We start from the raw sequence: 23,778 nt of genomic DNA, 5'->3' as shown, positions 1-23,778 counted from the left end.
CTCACCAGGTTGCTGGCAACTCGGGCGCCGCGGCGCCGGATGGAACGGTCCGATACTTCTTCAGCACCTGGCTCATCACCTCTTGGAAGACGGGAGCCGATGCGGCGGACGAGTTCATCTTAACGGGATTCATGATGCTGACCGAAACGACGAACTCGGGGTCGTCGGCCGGTGCGAAGCCCGAGACCGACACCAGGTAGCCGGTGAGGTACCCCCCGTTGCCGTCGGGCACCTGCGCCGTACCGGTCTTCGCGGCCACCCGGTAGCCCGGGATGTTCCACTCGTCGGCGAGCCAGCCCTCGAGGTACACGCGCTCGAGCATCTGGCTCGTCTGGTCGGCGGCCTGCTCCGAAACGACGCGCGTGCCCTGGGCCGGCGTTCGCGTGACCTCCCCGTTCTCGTCGCGGCATCCGTCGACGAGGGTGACCGGCATGCGCACCCCTCCGTTCGCGAGGGTCTGGTAGGCACTCGCGATCTGCACGGCCGTCGTGGTGAGGCCCTGGCCGAACATCGTCGCGTACTTCGTCTGGTTGTCCCACTCTTCGGGGACGCCGTGCAGGTCACCGGGCTCCTCACCGGGGAATCCGACCTCGGTCTCGGCGCCGAGGCCGAAGGCGAGCATGTCCTCGTACCGCTCGCGGTCGGACAACCGCTCGCCGAACTGCGACATGCCGGTGTTCGACGATTCGACGAGCACGCCGGTGAGCGTGAGCCGCTGGTCGTCGTGATAGCCGCTGTCGTTGATGTTCGCGCCGTTCGGGGGAAGGTACCGGAAGGGAGCGATGATCTGGCTGAGCGGGTCGCCCTTGCCGTGATCGATGACGGATGCCGCGGTGAGCGCCTTGAACGTCGACCCCGGCTCGAAGGGGGCGGTGAACGAACGCGACCCCCGGTCGGCCTCGGGCGTCGCGGACGGGTCGTTCGGGTCGATCGTGGGCACGTCGGCGACGGCGAGCAGCCGGCCGGTCTTCGCCTCCATGACCGTGACGGTCGCCCACGAGGCCCCGGTCGCCTGTCGCTGTTCCTCGGCGATGCGCTGCACCGCCCACTGCAAGTCGGCGTCGATCGTGAGCTGGAGCGTGCCGCCGTCGTGCGCCTGCTTGTTCACGACCTCGGTGCCGGGGATCTCGACCCAGTCCTTCAGGCTGCGCAGGGAGGTCACCTCGCCGTTCTCGCTCGCGAGGCACTCGTCTTCAGAAAGCTCGAGTCCGGCGACGGCATTGCCGTCCGGATCGATGAAGCCGAGCAGGTTTCCCGCGACGGCCCCGTTCGGGTACCGGCGACTGGGGTGCTCGTACGGCTCGACCCACGGGATGCGAAGCGCCTTCACGGCCTCGTAGGTCTCGGTGTCGACGAGCTTCGCGACGAAGGCGAAGTCGGAGTCGGGGTCCTCGGCGAGATCGGCGCTGATGATGCCGAGCACCTGGTCGCCCGTCAGCCCGAGCACGCCGCCGAGCTCGGCGGCGACCTGGACGAGCGGAACCGTCACGTCGATGGTCTTGCTCGGGTCGTCGGGGTCGGGCACCTCGCGGACGACGTCGCTCGCCTTCTTCGGCGAGAGCGCGATGTCGTAGCGCATGACGCTGTCGGCGAGCACCTTGCCGTTGGCGTCGACGATCTCACCGCGGGTGCCGTATACCGGTGTGGACTGCGAGCGCACCTCGTCGGCCTGCTCGCTGAGCTCCGCCGCCCGCACGACCTGGATGTCGACGAGGCGCACGGCGAACACGCCGACGAGCGCGAGGAGGACGACGGCGGAGAGGAGGATCCGGCGCATCGGGTGTCGGCTGGTTCGGTTCATCCGTCGCTCGTCCTCACCTGCGTGCAGCGGTCAATGGGTGGCGGGAGTGGGAAGCGTGCCGTCGACAGGCGGCGGTGCCGGCGCGTGTGCCGGCACCTGCGCGGCCGAATCGGCGGCTGCACCGGGAACTCCCCCGTCGGCAGTCTGCCCGCTCTGCTGCTCGGTGACGAGCGGCACGTCGGTGATCAGCAGATTCGGGACGAGCGGGCCGGATGCCGCGCCGCCGCCGGCTGCCGTGGGCTGGCCGAGCACCGCGCCATCGGAGAGCCGCAGGTACACCGGATCGGCGTTGGGCACCATGCCGAGCGACTCGGCGTTCATGGCGAGGTACTGGGGGGACTCGAGGCGATCGAGGTCTTCGCTGAGCTTCTGCTCTTCGAGGGCGAGTGCGGCCTGATCCATCTGGTACCCGTCGATCTCGTAGGCCCCCTGGGTCACGGCGATCGACAGCAGCAGCTGGGCCACCACGATGAGGGCGACGCCGCCGAGGGCGATGATCGCGTAGCCGAGACGCGGCTTCGCCCTGGCTGCGCGTTCGGGCGCGGGTCGGAGACGTCGCGGCGTCTGCGGCGTGCGCCGCGGGGCGGGGAGGGACTGGACCGGCACAGCACTCATGACGGTCTCCTCACTCGTTCGGCGGCGCGGAGCCGCACGGGCTTCGCACGCGGGTTCTCCGCCTGCTCGGCTTCGCTCGCGAGTTCTGCTCCTCGCACGAGGAGCTTGAACACGGGGCGGTGTTCGGGAAGCTCCATCGGCAGCCCGGGGGGTGCGGTGGAGCTCGACGCGGCGCTGAGCGCGCGTTTGACGATGCGATCTTCGAGGGACTGGTACGCGAGCACGACGATGCGACCGCCGACGGCGATCGTCTCGAGCGCCGCCGGGATCGCGCGATCGAGTACCGACAGCTCCTCGTTCACCTCGATGCGCAGCGCCTGGAAGACGCGCTTGGCAGGATGCCCCTGTCGCTGGACGACCACCGGCGTCGCGGCAGTGATGATCTTGACGAGTTCGCCTGAGCGCGTGATCGGGGCATCCGCTCGCGCCGTGACGATCGCCCGGGCATAGCGGGCCGCGAGCTTCTCCTCGCCGTAATCGAGGAAGATGCGCCGCAGTTCCTCTTCACTCGCCTCGGCGATGACGTCGGCGGCGGTACGACCGCTCGTGACGTCCATGCGCATGTCGAGAGGCGCGTCTTTGGAGTACGCGAATCCGCGCTCGGCACGATCGAGCTGCAGCGACGAGACGCCGAGGTCGAAGAGCACGCCCTGCACCTCGCGGAACCCCTCGGAGCGCACGGCCTGCTCGATGCCGTCGTACACGGTGTGCACGAACCGCGCGCGGTCGCCGAACTTCGCGAGGCGCTCGCGGGCGATGCCGAGCGCGTCGGTGTCGCGATCGAGGCCGATGACGGTGAGCGCCGGGAAGCGCTCGAGGAACGCCGCGGCGTGGCCGCCCATGCCGAGCGTCGCGTCGACGAGCACGGCGCGGTCGCCCTCGATGGCCGGTGTCAGCAACTCGAGCGTGCGCTCGAGCATGACCGGTGTGTGAATTCGTTCGATGTCCATGATTCCCGCCTCGGCTTCCGGGCCTCGGATCCCGATCCCCATCCGTTCGTCCTGATGCGGGGAAGTGCACCAGGCGCGGCCGGCTGGGAGTCGGAGTCAGAGGACTAGAAGAGTCCGGGGATCACCTCCTCCGCCGTGTCTGCGAAGGCCGCCTCTTGCTCGGCGAGGTAGGTCTGCCACGCCGTCGCATCCCAGATCTCCACCCTGCTGCCCGTGCCGATGACCGTGAGGTCGCGGTCGAGGCCCGCGTACGCACGGAGCGTGGCGGGGATGGTGACGCGATGCTGCTTGTCGGGGGTCTCCGCGGACGCCCCCGAGAGGAAGACGCGCATGTAATCGCGTGCCTGCTTGCTCGTGACCGGGGCTTGGCGGATCTTATCGCTCATGCTCTCGAACTCCCGTGCGCTGAACACGTAGATGCAGCGCTCCTGGCCTCGTGTGAGCACGAGGCCGCTCGACAGCTCCTCCCGGAACTTCGCCGGAAGAATGACGCGGCCCTTCTCATCGAGCTTTGGTTCATAGCTGCCGAGGAACACCACACCACCCCCTTTCCTCCGGCCAGAATCCAGGTAACACCACTTTACTCCACTCTCATCCACCAATCAACGACATTCGCTCGATTTCGCGCGTGATCAGCCGGGAGTTCCCTGTGAACACAGGCATCTCGAGGGGTGGAGGACGGTGGAGGAACGGCGCAGCGCCGCGGCGTTTCACCCTCCACATCACGACGGGTTCCGAGCCGGAAGCGCGCCCGAGCCACAGCCGGGTGCCCGTGCTCAGGCCCTGACGCACGAAAAACGGGCCGATCCGAAGATCGACCCGTTCAAGTGGTGGGAAGTGGAGGGACTACTCGCGACCCTCCTGGCGGCGGTCCCAGCGGTCGTTCATGCGATCCATGAAGCCGCCACGGGGACGGGCCGCTCGCGACGCCGATCCCGGTTCTGCGGGCGGCGGCGATGCCGCGCCGCGCTTGCCGGGACTGATCGCGATGAGCACGCCTGCGAACATGAGCGCGAAGCCCAGGATGCCGATGACCAGCAACTGCAGGGCGACGCCTGCAATGAGCGCACCGACACCGGCGACGGCGAGGAGTACACCGAGTACGATCGCCCGATAGTCGGGGCGGCGCCCGCGCACGCCACCGACCGCATGGACGAAGTCGGCGTCATTGCGGTAGAGGTTCCGCTCCATCTCCTCGAGAAGACGTTGCTCCTGCTCTGAAAGCGGCATCTCATTCCCCTCAGGCTCGGGATCGACGCATCCAAGCTCATTCTAGCGCCGCCCCGCCTCGCTAGGCTAGGCGGGTGGCTCACGGTTCCCGGCTGGTCGATCTGGTGCACGAACGCATCGAGGATTTCCTCGTCGAACGCTCTTCTATTCTCCGCTCGATCAGCCCCGACCTCGAACCGCTCGATGCGTTCTCAAGGCGCTTTCTCAGCGGGGGCAAGCGTTTCCGGGCGCTGTTCTGCTATTGGGGCTGGGAAGCCGTCGGCGCACGCGACTTCGACCCCTTCGCACCCGAGGGCGGTCGTGACCGATTCCCCGTCGTGTCCGCTGCTGCGGCGCTCGAGTTGTTCCATGCGGCGGCCCTGGTGCACGACGACCTCATCGACAACTCCGACACCCGACGCGGCTCGCCATCCGCGCACCGCCTCTTCCAGTCACTGCACCGCGACGAGGGGTGGGCCGGGAGCGACGCCGACTTCGGCCGTGCGGCCTCGATCCTGCTCGGCGACCTCCTGCTCGGCTGGAGCGACGAGCTCCTCGACGAGGGCCTCGCCGCGCTGACCGACCAACGCGCCGCCCGCACCGCCCGCACGGAGTTCATGCGCATGCGCACCGAGGTCACCGCCGGGCAGTATCTCGACATCCTCGAAGAGCGCGCCTGGATCACGAAGCCCGACTCCGAGCAGCGCCTGAGAGCCGAGCGCGTGATCGTGTACAAGGCTGCGAAGTACAGCGTCGAGTCACCGCTCGTCATCGGCGCAGCCATCGCCGGGGCGACGCAGCCGCAACTCGATGCGCTCCGCGCCTTCGGGCTCCCGCTCGGCATCGCCTATCAGCTTCGCGACGACCTGCTCGGTGTGTACGGCGACCCGCAGGTCACCGGCAAGCCGAGCGGCGACGACCTTCGCGAGGGCAAGCGCACGATGCTCATCGCCATTGCACGGGAGCGCCTCGCGCCCGGACAGCGGCGTCTGCTCGACGAACTGCTCGGCGACCGCACGCTGGAACCCGAGCAGATCACGATGCTCCAGCGCACGATCTCCGAATGCGGAGCCGTCGACGAGATCGAGCTCCTCATCGGCGCGAACGTCACCCGCGCGTCGGAAGCGCTGGCGGATGCGCCGATCAGCCGCGAGGCCCGCGCCGAGCTGGGTTCACTCGCGAAGGCCGTCACACGTCGCGCGAGCTGAATCGCCGGGCTGGGCGGCGCACGGCGACCGCCCGGTCGAGCTCAGGCCAGAGCCTGCGCGACGCGACGCACCTCGGCCTTGCGGCCCGCGCGGAGGGCCGCGATCGGGGTGGTGCCGAGGCTGTCGTCGACGCTGAGGAGCCACTCGAGCGCCTCCTGGTCGCTGAACCCGGCATCGGCCAGCACCATGGCGGTGCCATGCAGCTCGGGAATCGGCGCATCGTCGCGCAGGAAATCGGCCGGCACCTTGAGCACGCCGTCGATGCGCGCGGCGAGGAGATGCCGGTCGTCGATGAGTCGGCGGATTCGGCTCGGGGTCGACCCGAGCATCTCCACGAGGTCGGGCACGGTCAGCCAAGTGGTCTGGGCGGCATCGGTCACGCCTCAAGCCTGCCATGCCGAGCGCACTCGGTGAAGCGAACCGCCGCGAACCTCGGTGGCGAACGCCTCGCTCGACGGATGAGAAGACGCGCGCTGGCGGTGTTTGACTCGCCTGAAGCCCTGTGCGACGGTTGCCGCGGGGGCAGGTACCGGATGCCGGCGAAGGGGGCACCATGTCGTACGAATCCGAGGCACGGGCGGAACGCGCGCCCGGTGCCGACGGTTTCGGCGGCAGGCGCGGGCAGCGTGGCATCCGCCGATTCCTCACGTTCCCCCTCGCGATCGCCAGCACGGTCGCCGTGACGCTCGGCATCGTGCAGCCCGCCGAGGCGGCCCCCTCGCAGGTCAAGCGCCAGCCCAAGGCTAAGGCGACGAGCGCCCGACCCGCGCTTGCGGCGGTCGCGTCGACCGCGGCGCCGGCCGAGTACGTCGTCGGCGAGGGCGACACGGTCAGCGGCATCGCCGAGCGATTCGGGCTCGCGACCGCCGAGGTGCTCGCCACGAACGGCCTCAGCTGGTCGAGCCTCATCTTCCCGGGACAACGGCTCGCGCTGCCCGGCTCGGGCGTTCGCCAGGAGCCCACCGCGGCGCCCATCGCCGACATCCCCCACCACATCGTGGTCGCGGGCGACACGATGAGCGGCATCGCCGCCGCCCACGGCGTCGACCTCGACGAGCTGATCAGCGCGAACGGGCTCGGCCGGCAGAGCCTCATCTTCCCGGGGCAGGCGATCGTGCTGCCGCCGCCGACCGGAGCGGGCGTCGGCCCGCCACCGCCACCGCCCGCCCCGGTCCAGCCCGCTCCCCCGGCAGCGCCGCCCGCCACTGCGCCCGACCCGCCCGCAGACGCGCATCTCGTCGCCGACGGCGACACGCTCTGGGACATCGCCGCCGCCAACGACGTGAGCGTGCAGGAACTGATCACGGCCAACGCACTCGACCCGGCGGGCGTCATCATCCCCGGTCAGGCGCTCGTGATCCCGCGACCCGTCGCCGTGACCAGCGTGGCATCGGTGACGGTCGCCCTCACCGACGAGATGCGCCAGAACGCGCGGATCATCGTCGACGTCGGACGAGCGCTCGGCGTCCCCGACCACGGCATCGTGATCGCGCTCGCAGCCGCCGCGCAGGAGTCGGGACTGACGAACGCGCACCACGGCGACCTCGATTCGCTCGGCCTCTTCCAGCAGCGTCCGAGCCAGGGCTGGGGCACGGTCGAAGAAGTGCTCGACCCGGTGCGCGCCGCCACCGCGTTCTACGGCGGCGCCGGGAATCCGAACGCCGGCCGCACGCTCGGCCTCCTCGACATCGCCGGCTGGGAGGCGATGACCGTGACCCAAGCCGCGCAGGCGGTGCAGTCGAGCGCCTTCGCGGACCACTACGCGAGATGGGAGGCGTCGGCGCGGGCCTGGCTCTCAGAGCTCGGCTGATCGCATCACGATGGAGTTGCGATCCGCGCGTTCACGGCGTTTGGTCGGACTCCGGCATATACCTCTTCGTAGACTCGAAGGGTGACCAACGCGCCCGCAGACCCGATGATCGGCCGTCTCATCGACGGTCGCTATCAGGTGCGCTCGCGCATTGCGCGCGGCGGCATGGCGACGGTGTATCTCGCGACCGATCTGCGTCTCGAGCGGCGTGTCGCCATCAAGATCATGCACGGCCACCTCGCCGATGACAACACCTTCAAGACGAGGTTCGTGCAAGAGGCCCGGTCTGCGGCCAGGCTCGCGCACCCGAACGTCGTGAACGTCTTCGACCAGGGCCAAGACGCCGACATGGCCTACCTCGTCATGGAGTACCTGCCGGGCATCACCCTGCGGGAGCTCCTGAAGGACTACAAGCGACTCACGCCCGAGCAGACCGTCGACATCATGGACGCCGTGCTCTCGGGCCTCGCCGCCGCGCACAAGGCCGGCATCGTGCACCGCGACCTCAAGCCCGAGAACGTGCTCCTCGCCGACGACGGGCGCATCAAGCTCGGCGACTTCGGTCTGGCACGTGCGGCCACCGCGAACACCGGCACGGGCCAGGCCCTGCTCGGCACCATCGCCTACCTCTCCCCCGAGCTCGTCACCCGCGGCCTCGCCGACGCGCGCAGCGACATCTACGCGGTCGGCATCATGATGTACGAGATGCTCACGGGCGAGCAGCCCTACGTCGGCGAGGCGCCGATGGCGATCGCGTACCAGCACGCGAACGACACGGTGCCGACCCCGAGCTCGAAGCACCCCGGAGTGCCGGCAGAGCTCGACGAGCTCGTGCTCTGGTCAACCGCGCGTGAGCCCGATGAACGACCGCGCGACGCCCGCGAGATGCTCGACCGGCTCCGCGAGGTCGAGCCGTCGATCCGCGCGGCCCACGTCCCGCTGACGACGCAGGCCACGACCGTGCTTCCCGCGGCGATGCCGGTCGGCGCCGCGACGGCGGAGACGCGGGTACTCGACGGCTCGGTCGCCGCCTCGACGGCGACCCTCGAGGCATCCGACGACGAGGCAACCGCGCTCGCGAGGTCGGCTGATCGGCGCAAACGCAAGGGCTACTGGATCTTCGCCCTCGTGCTCCTGCTCACGGGACTCGCCGCGGGCACGGGATGGTACTTCGGAGCGGGTCCGGGCGCCCTCGCCCAGGTGCCGGCGACCACGACGCTCACGCCAGACAGCGCGACGCTCGTGCTCGAGGAAGCCGGCTTCACGGTCGAGCCTGCCGAGCGGAACGACCCGGTCGTGCCCATGGGACAGGTGTCGGGAACCGATCCCGCCGAGGGCGAGATGGCCCAGCGCGGATCGGTCGTGACGATGTACGTCTCCACCGGTCCCGCGATCATCCCGGTGCCCGACGTCATCGGCGCGCCGGAGGCCGACGCGCGCGCCCAGCTCGCCGACTTCACCGTCGCAGAATCGAGCCAGCGCCAGTTCTCGGATGCACCGGCCGAAACGGTGATCGCGGTGCTCGACGTCGACGGCAACCCGGTCGGCGCCACCTACGCCGAGCTCGGCGCGCTGACCCTCGTGGTCTCGGCGGGCGCACTGCCCGATGTCATCGGGCTCCCCGCTGCCGAAGCCGATGCCGCGCTCGTGAATGCCGGAGTCGCGGTGGCCTATCTCGACCCCGTGTTCGACAACTCGGGCGCCATCGCCGCCGATCATGTGGTCGCCATGGAGCCGACCACCGACCCCGTTCGCCCGGGCGACACCGTGAACCTCACGCTCTCGAAGGGCCAAGACCTCGTCGAAGTGCCCAATGTGGTGGGGCTCCCCATGAACCAAGCCCTCGACACCCTTCGTGCAGCCGGGTTCGAGGTCGCCTACAACTTCCCCGAGCCGCTGCTCACCTTCGCGACCTGCACCTCCACCGACCCGGCCGCCGCCGCGCAGGCGGTCCGGGGATCGACGATCACGGTCGTCGCCTCGCTCACGCTCTGACCCGCTGCGTCACACCGCAACCGCTGGCCGGAACAGGCGAGCGCGGGACATCCGTCACCGGATGCCCCGCGGCAGGCCTCTCAGCGAGCCGAGAGCTCTTCAGCGACGAGGAACGCGAGTTCGAGCGACTGCATGTGATTCAGTCGCGGGTCGCAGAGCGACTCGTACCGCGTGGCCAGCGTCTCCTCGTCGATGTGCTCGGAGCCGCCGAGACACTCGGTGACGTCGTCGCCGGTGAGCTCCACGTGGATGCCGCCCGGGTGCGTGCCGGCTGCGCGGTGCGCCTCGAAGAAGCCCTTGACCTCGTCGACCACGTCGTCGAAGCGACGCGTCTTGTAGCCCGTGGGCGTCGTGATGCCGTTGCCGTGCATCGGGTCGGTGACCCACAGCGGGTTCGCGTCGCTCGCCTTGATGGCTTCGAGCAGGGGCGGCAGCGCGTCGCGCACCTTGCCGGCGCCCATGCGCGTGATGAACGTGAGACGACCGGGCTCGCGGTTCGGGTCGAGCTTCTCGACCAGCTCGAGCATGACCTCTGGCGTGGTGGTCGGGCCGAGCTTCACGCCGATCGGGTTGCGCACGCGCGACAGGAAGTCGACGTGCGCGCCGTCGAGCTCACGCGTGCGCTCACCGATCCAGATGAAGTGCGCCGACGTGTCGTAGGGCGTGCCCGTGCGCGAGTCGATACGGGTCATCGGGCGCTCGTAATCCATCAGCAGGCCCTCGTGGCCGGTGTAGAACTCGGTGTGCTTGATCGCCTCGAAGTCGGCGCCGCATGCCTCCATGAACTTGATCGCGCGGTCGATCTCGCGCGCCATCGACTCGTAGCGGGCATTGGCCGGGTTGGTGGCGAAGCCCTGGTTCCACGAGTGCACCTGACGGAGGTCGGCGAACCCGCCCTGGGTGAAGGCGCGGATGAGGTTGAGCGTCGAAGCGGCCGTGTGGTAGCCGCGCACGAGGCGCGCGGGGTCGGCGGCGCGGGACTCGGGCGTGAAGTCGTAGCCGTTCACGATGTCGCCACGGTAGGCGGGAAGGCTCACGTCGCCGCGAGTCTCGATGTCGCTCGAGCGGGGCTTCGCGAACTGGCCCGCCATGCGGCCCATCTTCACGACCGGCATCGATGCGCCGTAGGTGAGCACCACCGCCATCTGCAGCACCGTCTTCACGCGGTTGCGGATCTGGTCGGCGGTGGCCCCGGCGAACGTCTCGGCGCAGTCGCCGCCCTGCAGGAGGAACGCCTCGCCTCGGGATGCCGCGGCGAGCCGATCGCGCAGGATGTCGACCTCGCCCGCGAACACGAGCGGCGGCAGGGTGGCGAGCTCAGCGGATGCCGCGTGCGCGGCCTCGGGGTCGGGCCACGACGGCTGCTGCTTGATGGCCAGCGTGCGCCAATAGTCGAGTCCGGCGATCACGGAGGGATCTGCGTTCACGACCGGCTCGACGAGCTGTACCACTGGAACATCCTGGAGGGTTCGGGGCGCTTGGCGCCGCATACGGGAACGGCGACGCCCGTTGCGCCGCCGCAGCTCGAGCCTATCGCGATTGCGAAGCCCGCTGCTCCTTGACCGAACTCGCGTAGACGTCGACGTATTCCTGCCCGCTCAACTCCCGGAGATCGTAGACGAGCTCATCGGTCACGGAGCGCAACACGAAGCGATCGCCCTCGAGTCCCTCGAAGCGAGTGAAGTCGAGCGGTTCGCCGATGATGATGCCGATGCGGCGCACCCTCGGGATCCGGGTGCCGATGGGCATGACCTCCTCGGTGCCGATCATCGCGACCGGAATCACCGGCACGCCGGCTTCGAGCACCATGCGCGCGACGCCCGTGCGACCACGGTAGAGGTGCCCGTCGGGGCTCCTGGTGCCCTCGGGGTAGATGCCGAGCACGCGGCCCTCGCCGAGCACCCGAAGCCCGGTCAGGAGCGAGGCCTCGGAGGCCTTGCCGCCGGAACGGTCGATCGGCAGCTGTCCGGTCGCCTGGAAGAAGAGCTTCGTCGCCCATCCCTTCAGGCCCTTGCCGGTGAAGTACTCGCTCTTCGCGAGGAACACGACCCGGCGACCGACGACGAGCGGGAGGAAGATGGAGTCGATGAATGAGAGGTGGTTGGACGCGAGGACGACCGCGCCCTCTTTCGGCACGTTCTCGAGGCCGACGACCCAGGGGCGGAAGATCGCGAGCACGATCGGGCCGACCACGATGTGCTTCATGATCCAGTAGAACACCGTGCTGCTCCCTCCCGATGCGCGGACATCGCCTCAGCCTATCGCCGCGGTCGTCAGGAGTGCTCGGCGACCCAGACGCGCGCGAGGTCGGCCGCTCCGACCACGCCGGCGTCGTTCACGAGCTCGGCGATGACGAAGTCGGGCTCGGGATGATACCCACGCGCCGGAAGGTGCTCGAGGAACGCCTCGCGGATCGGCGCGAGCAGGAGTTCGCCCGCGGCGGCCACTCCGCCCCCGAAGACGAAACGCTGCGGGTCGAGCACCGCCGAGAGGCTCGCGGCGGCCTGGCCGAGCCAGTGGCCGAGCTGGCGGAGTGCCGCGAGCGCCCCCGGGTCCTCGGACTCGATGAGCGCAGCGACGAGACCTCCGTCGAGCGCACCTTGCTCGGCCCGCACTCGCGCGAGCGCCTGGCCGATGCCGCCCGCGTCGGCGATCTCGTTCGACATGCGCAGCAGCGCCCGCCCGGAACCGTATTGCTCGATGCATCCGCGCTGCCCGCAGCCGCATGCGAGGCCGTCGGGAACGACGCGCACGTGGCCGAGTTCGGCCCCGGCGCCGAAGCCGCCACGGAAGAGCCGGTCGCCCGCGACGATCGCCCCGCCCACACCGGTGCCGATCGTGAGCATCACCATGTCGCTGACCATGCGGCCGGCGCCGAACCGGAACTCGGCCCAGCCCGCCGCATTCGCGTCGTTGTCGACGACCACCGTCGTGCCGACGCGGGCCTCGAGCTTCTCGCGGAACGGTTCGTTGCGCCAGTTGATGTTCGGCGCGTAGTAGACCGTCGACTGCGCGGCATCGATGAAGCCCGCTGCGGCGACGCCGACCGCGCTCACGTCGCCTCCGGCCTGGAGCGACGTGATCATCGACACCACGGCGTCTTCGAGGAGCGTCGAGTCGCCCGCGGGCGTGACCACGCGGTCACTCCGCACGATCTGGCCGAGCTCGTCGACGACGGCTCCGGCGATCTTCGTACCGCCGATGTCGATTCCGATCGCGTGCACCCGGGAGCTGCCCTTCAGGAGGTGGAATGAGGCGTGTTCGTACCGGGCATGAGGCCGCGGAGCAACGACTAGAGTGTAATCGACCCCAATGCCGAGGTTCATGCGCAGCCCGATGGCGCGACCTCCCCCGGTGCCGAAGGAGCTACCGTGATCGAATTCTCCACCCCAGCCCTGGTCACACCAGACCCCGAGGCGAATGCCACCGATCTGCTGGTCGAGCGCGTCGCGCAGACGCCCGACTCCGTGCTGTTCTCGCTCCCGACCGCCGACGGCGGCTGGTCGCCGGTCACGACGCGCGAGTTCTACGACCAGGTCATCGCGCTCGCCAAGGGCCTCGTCGCAGCGGGCATCGAGCCCGGCGACAAGATCGGGCTGATGTGCAAGACGCGCTACGAGTGGACCCTCATCGACTTCGCCACCTGGTTCGCGGGGGCGGTCCTCGTGCCGATCTACGAGACGAGCTCGCCTGCGCAGGTGCGTTGGAACCTCAGCGACTCGGGCGCGATCGCGATCATCCTCGAGACGCCCGACCACTTCGCCCGCTTCGACGAGGTGCACCCCGACGTCCCCGCCATCCGCAATACGTGGCAGATCGATCTCGGCGACCTCGACAAGCTCGTCGCAGGCGGCGTCGCCGTCCCCGACGAGGAGATCGAGCGACGCCGCAACCTCGCGGTCGCCTCCGACATCGCGACGCTCATCTACACGTCGGGCTCGACCGGCAAGCCCAAGGGCTGCGTGCTCACCCACGCGAACTTCGTCGAGACGTCCCGCAATGCCGCGGTCGCGCTCAAGGAGGTCGTCCTCGACCCGAACGGGGCCTCGACCCTGCTCTTCATCACGACGGCGCACATCTTCGCGCGATTCATCGCGGTGCTGAGCGTGCACGCCGGCGTGCGTGTCGGCCACCAGCCCGACACCAAGCAGCTGCTGCCCTCGCTCGGCAGCTTCAAGCCGACGTTCCTCCTCGCCGTGCCCCGAGTGTTCGAGAAGGTCTACAACGTCTCCGAGCAGAAGGCCGAAGCCGGCGGCAAGGGCAAGATCTTCCGCACCGCCGCCGACACCGCGGTCGCCTACTCGACCGCGAAGGAGGTCGGCCATGTGCCGCTCGGCCTCAAGGTCAAGTTCCGCATCTTCGACAAGCTCGTGTACTCGAAGCTCCGCACGGCGATGGGCGGCAACGTCAAGTACGCCGTGTCGGGTTCGGCGCCGCTGGGTCCGCGGCTCGGCCACTTCTACCACTCGCTCGGCATCACCATCCTCGAGGGCTACGGCCTCACCGAGACCACGGCACCGGCGACGGTGAACCTCGCGACCAAGTCGAAGATCGGCACCGTGGGTCCGGCACTGCCCGGCGTCTCGGTGCGTATCGCCGACGACGGCGAGATCGAGGTCAAGGGCGTCAACGTCTTCAAGGAGTACTGGAAGAATCCCCAGGCCACCGCCGAGACATTCGACGGCGAGTGGCTCAAGACCGGCGACATCGGCTCGTTCGACGACGATGGCTTCCTCACGATCACCGGTCGCAAGAAGGAGATCATCGTCACCGCCGGCGGCAAGAACGTCGCGCCCGCCGCCCTCGAAGACCCGATCCGGGCGAATCCGCTCGTCGGGCAGGTCGTGGTCGTCGGTGACAAGAAGCCGTTCATCTCGGCGCTCGTGACGCTCGACCCCGAGATGCTCCCGGTGTGGCTCAACAACAACGGTGAAGATGCCGGCATGTCGGTCGAGGAAGCGGCGATCAACGCCGCAGTGAACGCCGAGGTGCAGCGCGCGATCGACGCGGCGAACGAGAACGTCTCGCGTGCCGAGTCGATCCGCAAGTTCACGATCCTCACCACGGAGCTGACCGAGGCCAGCGGGCACCTCACCCCCAAGATGAGCATCAAGCGCAACGTGATCCTCGCGGACTTCGCTCCGCAGATCGAGGCGATGTACTCCGGCGCTCCGGCGACCGAGGGCCACTCGATCGTCTCCTGACACCCGATCCTGCGAACGTGAAGGGCCCCGCGGCATCCGCGGGGCCCTCAACGTTGGTCGGCGGCTCGATCAGAACCAGTCGGACTCGCGCACCTCTTTCATCGCCGCGCGTCGCTCGTCTTTCTCGAGACGGTCGAGGTACAGGATGCCGTCGAGGTGATCGGTCTCGTGTTGGAGCGCCTGGGCCATGAGCCCGGTGCCCGACAGCTCGATCTCGGCGCCATCGAGATCGATGCCCCGAACCCTGGCGAAGGGATGCCGCGGCGTCTTGTGCCACAAGCCGGGCACTGAGAGGCATCCCTCGTCGACGAGCTCGGGCTCGCCTGTGACCTCGACGATCACGGGATTCAGGATGTACCCGACCTCGCCGTCGACGTTGTAGCTGAACGCACGCACGTTCACGCCGATCTGCGACGCCGCGACGCCGGCCCGGCCGGGAAGGCGCACACTGTCGAGGAGGTCGGTGACGAGTGCGCGCACGCGATCATCGACCTGTTCGACGGGGGCTGAGACGGTCTTCAAGACAGGGTCGCCGAACAGGCGAATGGGACGTTCCGGCAATTGCGCTCCGATCAATGCTCGCGCTCGGTGGGCAGGCCTTCCACCACGAGGGCGGCGAGTTCGCGCGCCGCGTGCTGTGTGACGGGGCGCAATTCGTGCCAGTTCACCACGGAACCTGCGGCGAGCTGGGGGTCGTAGGGGATGCGCACGATCTCGCGCACGCGCGACTGGAAGTGGGCCTCGATCTCGTCGACCTTCACGAGATGCGTGCCCTGGGTCGCGAGGTTGATCGCCACGACGGCGTTGCGCACGAGCTCGCCGTAGCCGTTGGCCTCGAGCCACGTGAGGGTCTCTGAAGCGAGCCGGGCCTCGTCGACGCTGCCGCCGGACACGATGACGACCGAGTCGGCGCGCTGGAGCGTTGCACGCATCACCGAGTGCACGATGCCGGTGCCGCAGTCGGTGAGGACGAGCGAGTAGTAGCGGGCGGCCAGGCCTGCGACGACGTTGTAATCGTTGTCGTCGAACGCCTCGGAGAGCGTGGGATCGGTGTCGGAGGCGAGGATGTCGAGCCGCGTCTCGTCGCGGGAGACGAATCTCGAGAAGTCGGTGTACCCGCCGATCGACGACGCCTTGGAGACGACGTCGCGCACCGTCTCGCGGGTCTGGCGGTCGACCCGTTCGGCCAGCGTGCCCCGGTCGGGATTGGCGTCGACGGCGATGATGCGGTCGTCGCGGGCATCGGCGAGTGCCATGCCGAGGAGCGCGGTGATCGTCGTCTTCCCGACACCGCCCTTGCGCGTGAGTACCGGCACGAATCGCGCCCCGCCCTCGAACCGCTTCTGGATGCGCTGGCTCATCGCCTTGTGCGCCCGCACCTTCGCGGAGTCGCCGAGGTTCACGAGGTGCAGCGACGCTTCGTAGAGGAATCGGTTGAGCCCGCCATGCGGCGCCGGCCGCGTCGTGCGGTTGAGGTCGATCAGCCGGTCGGCGGTGAGGGACTCCGCCGTTTCGGGCACCTCGGCGGGCACGGCGACCTCGTCTCCCGGGCCGTCGACGATGGCGACGTGGTTGCCGGTGTCGGTGCTCACGCGCTCACGCCGGAGCTGCTTGGACGCATCAGCGGCCAGCAGTGCGCTGTAGGGCGACGGCTCGCGCCGGTAGGAGCTGCGGGAGCCCCCTGGGAGGCCTGGCGCGATGACCTCGACCGACGTCGTGCTCGCGATGCCGCCGACCACCGCGCCGGGGTTCACGGCGACGTCGTCGATCGCGACGGCGACTTCGTCGTCGGGCATCTCGGGCACCGGAGCCGGCGGCAGATCGACCCGGAGGTTCAGGTCGGACGTCGCGTCGGCGGCGTGCGCACCCGAAGGCCCGGAGTCGCGATGATCGATCGACGCGGTGCGGACACCCGCCCCCCGGCGCCTCACCGCCCCGTCGTTCTGCGTATCTTCAGCCACCGATACTCCCCTCATCAGTGCCAATGCAAGCCCAGCCTAGCGCGGACGCACGACGACGAGGAGGTCACCCGCCTCGACCTGCTGCGTCTTGGGGATCGCGACGCGCTCGACGACACCCGCGATGGGCGACGTGATGGCCGCCTCCATCTTCATCGCCTCGATCGACGCCACGCCCTGGCCGGCGGCCACCTCGGCACCCGGCTCGACCGCGAGCGTCACCACGCCGGAGAACGGCGCAGCCACCTGGCCCGGCTGCGAGGCATCGGCCTTCTCCGCAGCCCGGGTCTCGACGGCGATGCCGCGATCCCGGACGAACACGGGGCGGAGCTGGCCGTTCAGGATGGTCATCACGGTGCGCATGCCCTTGTCGTCGGCCTCGCCGATCGCCTCGAGGCCGGCGTACAGGCGCACGCCCTTGTCGATCTCGACGACGTGCTCGGCACCGGGACGGAGCCCGTAGAGGTAGTCGCCGGTGTCGACTGCGGAGAGGTCTCCGAACAGTTCGCGGATCTGCTCGAACTGGCGGGTCGGCGCCGGGAACAGCAGGGCATTGAGCGTCGCGCGCCGGGTGGTGCTGTCGGCCTCGAGCGCCTCACGCTGGTCGGAGGTGAGCTCGGTCACTCCGATGCGCACGTCTTTGCCGGCGAGCACCTTGGTGCGGAACGGCTCGGGCCAGCCGCCGGGCAGGTCTCCGAGCTCGCCCGCCATGAAGCCGATCACGGAGTCGGGCACGTCGTACTTCTCGGGATTCGCCGCGAAGTCGGCGGGATCGGCTTTCACCGCTGCGAGGTGCAGTGCGAGGTCGCCGACGACCTTCGACGATGGCGTCACCTTCGGCACGCGGCCGAGGATCTTGTCGGCCGCCGCGTACATGTCCTCGATGAGCTCGAAGTCGTCGGCGAGACCCAGGGCGATCGCCTGCTGGCGGAGGTTCGAGAGCTGTCCGCCCGGGATCTCGTGGTGATACACGCGGCCCGTGGGCCCGGGCAGACCCGACTCGAACGGCTTGTAGAGGCGGCGAACGGCCTCCCAGTAGGGCTCGAGGTCGGCGACCGCCTGCAGGGAGATGCCGGTGTCGCGTTCGGTGTGCGCGAGCGCGGCGACGAGCGACGACGCGGAGGGCTGGCTCGTGGTGCCCGCCATCGGCGCGCTCGCGACGTCCACGGCGTCGACGCCTGCGTGGCTCGCCGCGAGGAGCGTCGCCAGCTGCCCGCCGGCCGTGTCGTGCGTGTGCAGGTGCACCGGGAGGTCGAACCGCTCACGCAGGGCCGTGACGAGCCGTTCAGCAGCTGCGGGCCGCAGCAGTCCGGCCATGTCCTTGATCGCCAGGATGTGTGCGCCCGCGCCGACGATCTCCTCGGCCAGGCCGAGGTAGTAGTCGAGCGTGTACAGATCTTCGGCGGGGTCGAGCAGGTCGCCCGTGTAGCAGAACGCCACCTCGGCGACCGCGTGCCCGGTGGCGAGCACCGATTCGATCGCCGGCCGCATCTGCGAGACGTCGTTCAGCGCGTCGAAGATGCGGAAGATGTCGACGCCGGTCGCCGCCGCCTCGCGCACGAACGCATCGGTCACCTCGGTGGGGTACGGCGTGTAGCCCACCGTGTTGCGACCGCGGAGGAGCATCTGGATGTTCACGTTCGGCAGGACCTCGCGGAGCGCGGCGAGGCGCTCCCACGGGTCTTCGCCGAGGAAGCGAAGCGCCACGTCGTACGTCGCGCCACCCCATGCCTCGATCGAGAGGAGCTCGGGCGTCATGCGGGCGACGTACGGCGCCACGGCGACGAGGTCCCGCGTTCGGACACGCGTCGCGAGCAGCGACTGGTGCGCGTCGCGGAACGTGGTCTCGGTCACGGCGAGCGGCGTCTGGTCCCGCAGCGCGCGGGCGAACCCGACCGGCCCGAGCTCGAGGAGCCGCTGGCGGGATCCGTCGGGGGCGGGCGCTGTGAGGTCGATCGGCGGGAGCTTCTCGGCGGGGTTCACGCTCGTGGGGGCCGGCCCGTTGGGCTGGTTGACGGTGACGTCGGCGAGCCAGTTGAGGATCTTCGTGCCGCGGTCCTTCGAGACGCGCCCGCGGAGCAGCTGGGGGCGCTCGTCGATGAACGAGGTGCTGAGATCGCCGGCGACGAACGCCGAGTCCTCGAGCACCGCCTGGAGGAACGGGATGTTCGTGGAGACGCCGCGGATGCGGAATTCGGCAAGGGCGCGCTTGGCACGTGCGACCGCCGCCGGGTAGTCGCGACCTCGGCACGTGAGCTTCGCGAGCATCGAGTCGAAGTGGGGGCTGATCTGCGCGCCCGGGTTGATCGTGCCGCCGTCGAGGCGGATGCCGGCACCGCCCGGTGAGCGGTACGTCGTGATCTTGCCCGTGTCAGGCCGGAATCCGGCGGTCGGGTCTTCGGTCGTGATGCGGCACTGCAGGGCCGCGCCGCGGAGCTTGATCGAGTCCTGCAGGAGGCCGAGCTCGGCGAGGGACTCCCCCGCGGCGATGCGGATCTGCGAGACGACGAGGTCGACGTCGGTGACTTCTTCGGTGACGGTGTGCTCGACCTGGATGCGCGGGTTCATCTCGATGAACACGTGCTGACCGGCCCGCTCGCCCGCGGTGTCGAGGAGGAACTCGACGGTGCCGGCGTTGACGTAGCCGATCGACCTCGCGAACGCGATGGCGTCGCGGTAGAGCGCCTGGCGAACGCTCTCGTCGAGGTTCGGCGCCGGTGCGATCTCGATGACCTTCTGGTGCCGCCGCTGCACCGAGCAGTCGCGCTCGAAGAGGTGAACCGTCTCGCCAGAGGCATCCGCGAGCACCTGCACCTCGATGTGGCGCGGCCGGATCACCGCCTGCTCGAGGAACATCGTGGCGTCGCCGAACGCGCTGTCGGCCTCGCGCATGGCCTCTTCGAGCGCCGGACGAAGCTCGTCTTTGTTGTTGACGCGGCGCATGCCGCGCCCGCCGCCGCCCGCCACGGCCTTCGCGAAGATCGGGAAGCCGATCTCGTCGGCCTGCGCCACGAGCGTCTCGATGTCGCGCGACGGCGGCGTGGACTGCAGCACGGGCACACCTGCGGCGATCGCGTGCTCCTTCGCGGTGACCTTGTTGCCGGCCATCTCGAGCACGCGCTTCGGCGGGCCGATGAAGGTGATGCCGGCCTCTGCGGCGGCCTGCGCCAGCTCGGGGTTCTCGGAGAGGAATCCGTAGCCCGGGTAGATGGCGTCGGCGCCGGACTCCCTCGCGACGCGGATGATCTCGGCCACGTCGAGATAGGCACGCACCGGATGCCCCGGCTGGCCGATCTGGTATGCCTCGTCGGCCTTCAGGCGGTGCAGGGAGTTGCGGTCTTCGAAGGGATACACCGCGACCGTCTTCGCACCGAGTTCGACCGCCGCACGGAACGCACGGATCGCGATCTCACCGCGATTGGCAACCAGGATCTTCGTGAACATGCAGGCCTTTCAGAAGGGGTTCCGCACAGCGAACGTTTAGGTATCGTCCGAGTAGTAAAGGTAACGTATCTGTTCGTGCACGTACTCAGCGTCAGTTCCCTCAAGGGCGGTGTCGGCAAGACGACCGTCACCCTCGGACTGGCGTCGGCAGCGTTCGCGCGCGGCGTCCGGACCCTCGTCGTCGACCTCGACCCGCAGTCCGATGTCTCGACGGGCATGGACATCCAAGTCGCCGGCCATCTCAACGTGGCCGACGTGCTCGCCTCTCCGAAGGAGAAGATCGTCCGCTCGGCGATCTCGCCGAGCGGCTGGGCGCGATCGAACCCGAGTTCGACGATCGATGTCATGATCGGCAGCCCCTCCGCGATCAACTTCGACGGGCCGCACCCGTCGATCCGCGACATCTGGAAGCTCGAAGAGGCGCTCGCCAACGTCGAGGCCGACTACGAGCTCGTGCTCATCGACTGCGCCCCGTCGCTGAACGCCCTCACGCGCACGGCGTGGGCGGCAAGCGACCGCGTCGCCGTCGTCACCGAGCCCGGCCTGTTCTCGGTCGCCGCAGCCGACCGGGCGCTCCGAGCGATCGAGGAGATCCGCCGCGGCCTGTCGCCGAGGCTCCAGCCCCTCGGCATCATCGTGAACCGCGCTCGAGTGCAGTCGCTCGAGCACCAGTTCCGCATCAAGGAGCTGCGCGACATGTTCGGCCCGCTCGTGCTCTCGCCGCAGCTGCCCGAGCGCACATCGCTCCAGCAGGCGCAGGGCGCGGCGAAGCCGCTGCACATGTGGCCCGGCGAGAGCGCTGAAGAGATGTCCCACCACTTCGACCAGCTGCTCGACCGCATCCTGCGCACGGCTCGCATCGGCGAGTACGCCGGCGCCCAGTACGAGCTCGACTCGCCCGTCATCTGAGACGATCGCATCCGCAGATCCGGCTTCAGCCACGATTCCGTACTGCCGAATCGGTTTCGCGTCCCACGAACGGCGCCGGAGATCAGCACCGAATGTGACGTCGCATGACGTCACGGGCCCTCGAGGACCGGCGTGCCCGGCCGAACCAGGCCGTCAGGAGATCTTGCGGGACTTCGTTCCGCGTCGCGCAGCGAGCTCATCCATGGGGTCAGCCGACTGCGTGTCGAGCTCGACGAGCGTCGACTCGACTTCGCGGAGCACCTTGCCGACAGCGATGCCGAACACGCCCTGACCGCGGTTGACGAGGTCGATCACCTCGTCGTCGGAGGTGCAGAGGTAGACGCTCGCTCCGTCGCTCATGAGCGTCGTCTGGGCGAGGTCGTCGACGCCCGCCTCGCGCAGCTGCGTGACGGCGGTGCGGATCTGCTGCAGCGAGATGCCGGTGTCGAGGAGGCGCTTCACGAGCTTCAGCACGAGGATGTCGCGGAACCCGTAGAGACGCTGGGATCCGGAGCCGGCGGCACCGCGCACGGTGGGTTCGACGAGCTGCGTACGAGCCCAGTAGTCGAGCTGGCGGTAGCTGATGCCGGCGGCTCGTGCCGCGACAGCGCCGCGATAGCCGGCGGCGTCATCGTGCTCGGGCATGCCGTCGGTGAAGAGCAGGCCGAGGTCGTACCGTGAGCGTGCAGTCCGGTCGAGCTCACTCATTCGCGTCGCCCCTCACTCTCGCGCCCCGCACCCCGTTGGCGCGAGTTCCACGCTACCCACGAGGAGGGGGTCTGTCGAACACATCGGGCCGAACGTCACGGCGTGTCGCCGCTTCATCTCGTGAGGTGGCCGAGAGCCGCCCGCACGACGCTCGCGTGCACGGTCTCGAGGTGGCCAGCGAGCTCGAGGCCACGCTCGGCCGCGCGCGCCTTGTCGGCGGCATCGGCTCGTCGCGACGGTGCCATCGCCCGCTCGACCAGCGCCGCCTCGCGCTCGGCCGCGGCGCGGACCCCGCGCAGGTGCCGAGGCTCGATGCCCACCGCTCGAAGCGCGACGAGCGAGCGCAGCACGCCGAGCGCCTCGTCGCCGTAGATCTCGGCGGCAGGGAGGAGCGAGGCCGACACTGCCTCATCGAGCAGGGCCGGCGTCGCGCCGGCCGCAGTGACGAGCTCGTCGCGGCGCAGTCGCCGGGCGCCGCTCAGGAACGCTGCGGCGCTCGTCGCACCGGGCAGCGCCGGCGTCTCACCGGCATCGATCGCCTCGAGATGGGTGCGGATGACCTTGAGCGGCAGGTACTGGTCGCGCTGCATCGAGAGCACCACGGTGATGCGCTCGACGTCAGCCGCCGAGAACTTGCGGTACCCGGACGCGGTGCGGGCCGGCGAGACCAGGCGCTGTTCCTCGAGGAACCGCAGCTTCGACGGCGTCAGCTCGGGGAATTCGGGCTGAAGTCGTGCGAGGACCTGACCGATGCCGAGCAGTGGGGCCTGGCCGCTCGCCCGCGAGGAGGCAGCGGTGGCCGACACTAGTCGCTCGCCAGCGGCGCCAGGTCGTGACGTGATGCGTAGAAGGTGAGCCGGAACTTGCCGATCTGGACTTCGGCACCGTCGGTCAGGAGCGCGGTCTCGATGCGCACGCCGTCGTAGTAGGTGCCGTTCAGCGAGCTCAGGTCGCGCACTTCGAACGCCGAGCGGTGCCGAACGAACTCGGCGTGCTTGCGCGAGACGGTGACGTCGTCGAGGAAGATGTCGGCGTCGGGATGCCGGCCGACGAGCGTGACATCGCTGTCGAGGAGGAAGCGCGCACCACTGTTGGGGCCCCGCCGCACGATGAGCAGTGCAGAGCCCGATGGCAGGGCGGCGATCGCCTCCTGCTCTTCTGCGGTGATGTCGGCGTCGACGTTGCCGAGCTGCGCAGCGGCCTCGCGGCTGAAGCCGATGGTCGTATCGGTCGCCCCGCTGCCGGCGGGATGCGTCGACGTGTTCGTCGACGGCTCGCCCCCGGCCTCGTTCGTACCGCCGGCCTGAGTGATGTCGGAATCCGTCACGGCTGACCTCCTTGTTCCAGCGTATCCGATCGGCGGTCGTCTGCCACCAGCGGAATACGGATGACGCGCGCGGTCTCGATCGCGTAGATGATGCCGGCCCACCAGTAGAGGAACGCCCCCCAGAGCGTGATCGCCCAGCCGATCGGCTCGCTCACCGGTTGGAGCACGGGGTACGCGAGACCGAGCATGATGACGGGCAGGCCGAAGAAGAGGGCGAAGGTCGCGACCTTGCCGAGCTGGTGCACGGGCAGCGGCCCGAATCCGTGGTTCGCGAGCACGATGCCGAGGATGAGCAGGAACACGTCGCGGGCGACGATGACCACGACGATCCACCACGGTACGAGGCTCTGCGCCGCCAACCCGAGCAGCGCGGCGAAGATGTACAACCGATCGGCAGCGGGGTCGAGGAGCTGGCCCAGACGCGTCACCTGACCGAGCTTTCGGGCCAGGTAGCCATCGAGCAGGTCGGTGAAGCTCGCCACGACGAGCACGACGAGTGAGACGACATAGTCGCCGCGCACGATGAAGACCAGGAAGACGGGCACGAGTGCGAGCCGGAGCATGCTGAGCACGTTCGGGATCGTCCAGACCTCCGAACCGACTTCCCCCGCGCGCTCCCCAGCCACGGCACGATCCTATC

General features: G+C 69.2%; 21 protein-coding genes. 5 read left to right on the top strand and 16 right to left on the bottom strand.

Annotated elements, in window-relative coordinates; all coding sequences use genetic code 11:
* Position 1: 1 nt before the first annotated feature.
* From QFZ26_RS17220 to QFZ26_RS17200, 5 genes are all read right to left on the bottom strand, one after another.
* Positions 2-1,801: a peptidoglycan D,D-transpeptidase FtsI family protein gene (locus tag QFZ26_RS17220; RefSeq protein WP_307044291.1), complete on the bottom strand. Its 1,800-nt coding sequence runs from the start codon at positions 1,799-1,801 to the stop codon at positions 2-4.
* 30 nt (positions 1,802-1,831) lie between these two features.
* Complete coding sequence (locus QFZ26_RS17215; RefSeq protein ID WP_307044289.1) at positions 1,832-2,416, bottom strand: hypothetical protein; 585 nt, start codon at positions 2,414-2,416, stop codon at positions 1,832-1,834.
* Positions 2,413-3,366 carry a 16S rRNA (cytosine(1402)-N(4))-methyltransferase RsmH gene (gene rsmH, locus QFZ26_RS17210; protein ID WP_307044287.1) on the bottom strand — a complete coding sequence of 318 codons (954 nt, stop codon included), beginning with the start codon at positions 3,364-3,366 and terminating at the stop codon, positions 2,413-2,415. The genes QFZ26_RS17215 and rsmH overlap by 4 nt, the downstream gene beginning before the upstream one ends.
* Before the next feature lie 104 nt (positions 3,367-3,470).
* Entirely contained in the window at positions 3,471-3,902 is a 432-nt protein-coding gene (mraZ, locus tag QFZ26_RS17205; RefSeq protein WP_307045136.1) for a division/cell wall cluster transcriptional repressor MraZ, read from the bottom strand.
* Positions 3,903-4,212: 310 nt separating this feature from the next.
* Positions 4,213-4,596 (bottom strand): DUF3040 domain-containing protein, encoded by a 384-nt coding sequence (locus QFZ26_RS17200; RefSeq protein ID WP_307044285.1) that lies wholly within the window; start codon positions 4,594-4,596, stop codon positions 4,213-4,215.
* Between the two features lie 74 nt (positions 4,597-4,670).
* Between QFZ26_RS17200 and QFZ26_RS17195 the strand changes: the two genes are divergently transcribed.
* Positions 4,671-5,783: a polyprenyl synthetase family protein gene (locus tag QFZ26_RS17195; RefSeq protein WP_307044283.1), complete on the top strand. Its 1,113-nt coding sequence runs from the start codon at positions 4,671-4,673 to the stop codon at positions 5,781-5,783.
* A gap of 41 nt (positions 5,784-5,824) precedes the next feature.
* Here QFZ26_RS17195 and QFZ26_RS17190 read toward each other — a convergent pair whose 3' ends face one another.
* On the bottom strand, positions 5,825-6,163 hold the full coding sequence (locus tag QFZ26_RS17190; protein ID WP_307044281.1) for an Rv2175c family DNA-binding protein: 339 nt from the start codon (positions 6,161-6,163) through the stop codon (positions 5,825-5,827).
* A 173-nt stretch (positions 6,164-6,336) separates the two neighbouring features.
* On the opposite strand from QFZ26_RS17190, the gene QFZ26_RS17185 reads away from it, so the two are divergent.
* Both QFZ26_RS17185 and pknB read left to right on the top strand, forming a co-directional pair.
* Entirely contained in the window at positions 6,337-7,593 is a 1,257-nt protein-coding gene (locus QFZ26_RS17185) for a LysM peptidoglycan-binding domain-containing protein (RefSeq protein WP_307044278.1), read from the top strand.
* A 105-nt stretch (positions 7,594-7,698) separates the two neighbouring features.
* Positions 7,699-9,588 carry a Stk1 family PASTA domain-containing Ser/Thr kinase gene (gene pknB / locus QFZ26_RS17180; protein ID WP_444876248.1) on the top strand — a complete coding sequence of 630 codons (1,890 nt, stop codon included), beginning with the start codon at positions 7,699-7,701 and terminating at the stop codon, positions 9,586-9,588.
* Positions 9,589-9,668: 80 nt separating this feature from the next.
* Here pknB and QFZ26_RS17175 read toward each other — a convergent pair whose 3' ends face one another.
* The 3 genes from QFZ26_RS17175 to QFZ26_RS17165 form a co-directional block, all read right to left on the bottom strand.
* On the bottom strand, positions 9,669-10,997 hold the full coding sequence (locus QFZ26_RS17175) for a class II 3-deoxy-7-phosphoheptulonate synthase (RefSeq protein ID WP_307045134.1): 1,329 nt from the start codon (positions 10,995-10,997) through the stop codon (positions 9,669-9,671).
* Positions 10,998-11,118: 121 nt separating this feature from the next.
* Complete coding sequence (locus QFZ26_RS17170; protein ID WP_307044275.1) at positions 11,119-11,808, bottom strand: lysophospholipid acyltransferase family protein; 690 nt, start codon at positions 11,806-11,808, stop codon at positions 11,119-11,121.
* A 53-nt stretch (positions 11,809-11,861) separates the two neighbouring features.
* On the bottom strand, positions 11,862-12,812 hold the full coding sequence (locus QFZ26_RS17165; RefSeq protein WP_307044272.1) for an ROK family glucokinase: 951 nt from the start codon (positions 12,810-12,812) through the stop codon (positions 11,862-11,864).
* Between the two features lie 147 nt (positions 12,813-12,959).
* Here QFZ26_RS17165 and QFZ26_RS17160 point away from each other — a divergent pair, with 147 nt between their 5' ends.
* On the top strand, positions 12,960-14,792 hold the full coding sequence (locus tag QFZ26_RS17160; protein ID WP_307044270.1) for an AMP-dependent synthetase/ligase: 1,833 nt from the start codon (positions 12,960-12,962) through the stop codon (positions 14,790-14,792).
* A 69-nt stretch (positions 14,793-14,861) separates the two neighbouring features.
* Here the strand turns inward: QFZ26_RS17160 and def are convergent, their stop codons facing one another.
* From def to QFZ26_RS17145, 3 genes are read right to left on the bottom strand one after another with little or no spacing between them, the layout of a single operon-like run.
* Positions 14,862-15,353 carry a peptide deformylase gene (gene def / locus QFZ26_RS17155; RefSeq protein WP_307044268.1) on the bottom strand — a complete coding sequence of 164 codons (492 nt, stop codon included), beginning with the start codon at positions 15,351-15,353 and terminating at the stop codon, positions 14,862-14,864.
* 11 nt (positions 15,354-15,364) lie between these two features.
* Positions 15,365-16,753 carry a MinD/ParA family ATP-binding protein gene (locus QFZ26_RS17150; RefSeq protein ID WP_307044266.1) on the bottom strand — a complete coding sequence of 463 codons (1,389 nt, stop codon included), beginning with the start codon at positions 16,751-16,753 and terminating at the stop codon, positions 15,365-15,367.
* A 36-nt stretch (positions 16,754-16,789) separates the two neighbouring features.
* Positions 16,790-20,194 (bottom strand): pyruvate carboxylase, encoded by a 3,405-nt coding sequence (locus QFZ26_RS17145; protein WP_307044264.1) that lies wholly within the window; start codon positions 20,192-20,194, stop codon positions 16,790-16,792.
* A gap of 75 nt (positions 20,195-20,269) precedes the next feature.
* Between QFZ26_RS17145 and QFZ26_RS17140 the strand changes: the two genes are divergently transcribed.
* Positions 20,270-21,103 (top strand): ParA family protein, encoded by an 834-nt coding sequence (locus QFZ26_RS17140; RefSeq protein ID WP_307044262.1) that lies wholly within the window; start codon positions 20,270-20,272, stop codon positions 21,101-21,103.
* 153 nt (positions 21,104-21,256) lie between these two features.
* On the opposite strand, the gene QFZ26_RS17135 is transcribed toward QFZ26_RS17140, so the two are convergent.
* From QFZ26_RS17135 to QFZ26_RS17120, 4 genes are all read right to left on the bottom strand, one after another.
* On the bottom strand, positions 21,257-21,811 hold the full coding sequence (locus QFZ26_RS17135) for a MerR family transcriptional regulator (RefSeq protein WP_307044260.1): 555 nt from the start codon (positions 21,809-21,811) through the stop codon (positions 21,257-21,259).
* Between the two features lie 113 nt (positions 21,812-21,924).
* Entirely contained in the window at positions 21,925-22,617 is a 693-nt protein-coding gene (gene ftsR, locus QFZ26_RS17130) for a transcriptional regulator FtsR (RefSeq protein WP_307044258.1), read from the bottom strand.
* The gene (locus tag QFZ26_RS17125) at positions 22,617-23,138 is read right to left on the bottom strand and encodes an FHA domain-containing protein (RefSeq protein ID WP_373460735.1); all 522 of its coding nucleotides are present in this window, start codon (positions 23,136-23,138) and stop codon (positions 22,617-22,619) included. Before QFZ26_RS17125 ends, ftsR begins: the two co-directional genes overlap by 1 nt.
* Positions 23,135-23,764, bottom strand: coding sequence for a CDP-alcohol phosphatidyltransferase family protein (locus QFZ26_RS17120; RefSeq protein WP_307044256.1), 630 nt, complete (start codon positions 23,762-23,764; stop codon positions 23,135-23,137). The genes QFZ26_RS17125 and QFZ26_RS17120 overlap by 4 nt, the downstream gene beginning before the upstream one ends.
* Positions 23,765-23,778 lie beyond the last annotated feature (14 nt).

Origin of the sequence: Agromyces ramosus, from assembly GCF_030817175.1 — a bacterium.
GTDB lineage: Bacteria > Actinomycetota > Actinomycetes > Actinomycetales > Microbacteriaceae > Agromyces > Agromyces ramosus_A.
Note: the sequence above shows the minus strand (reverse complement) of the source record. Positions and strands in the feature narration are given on the sequence as shown.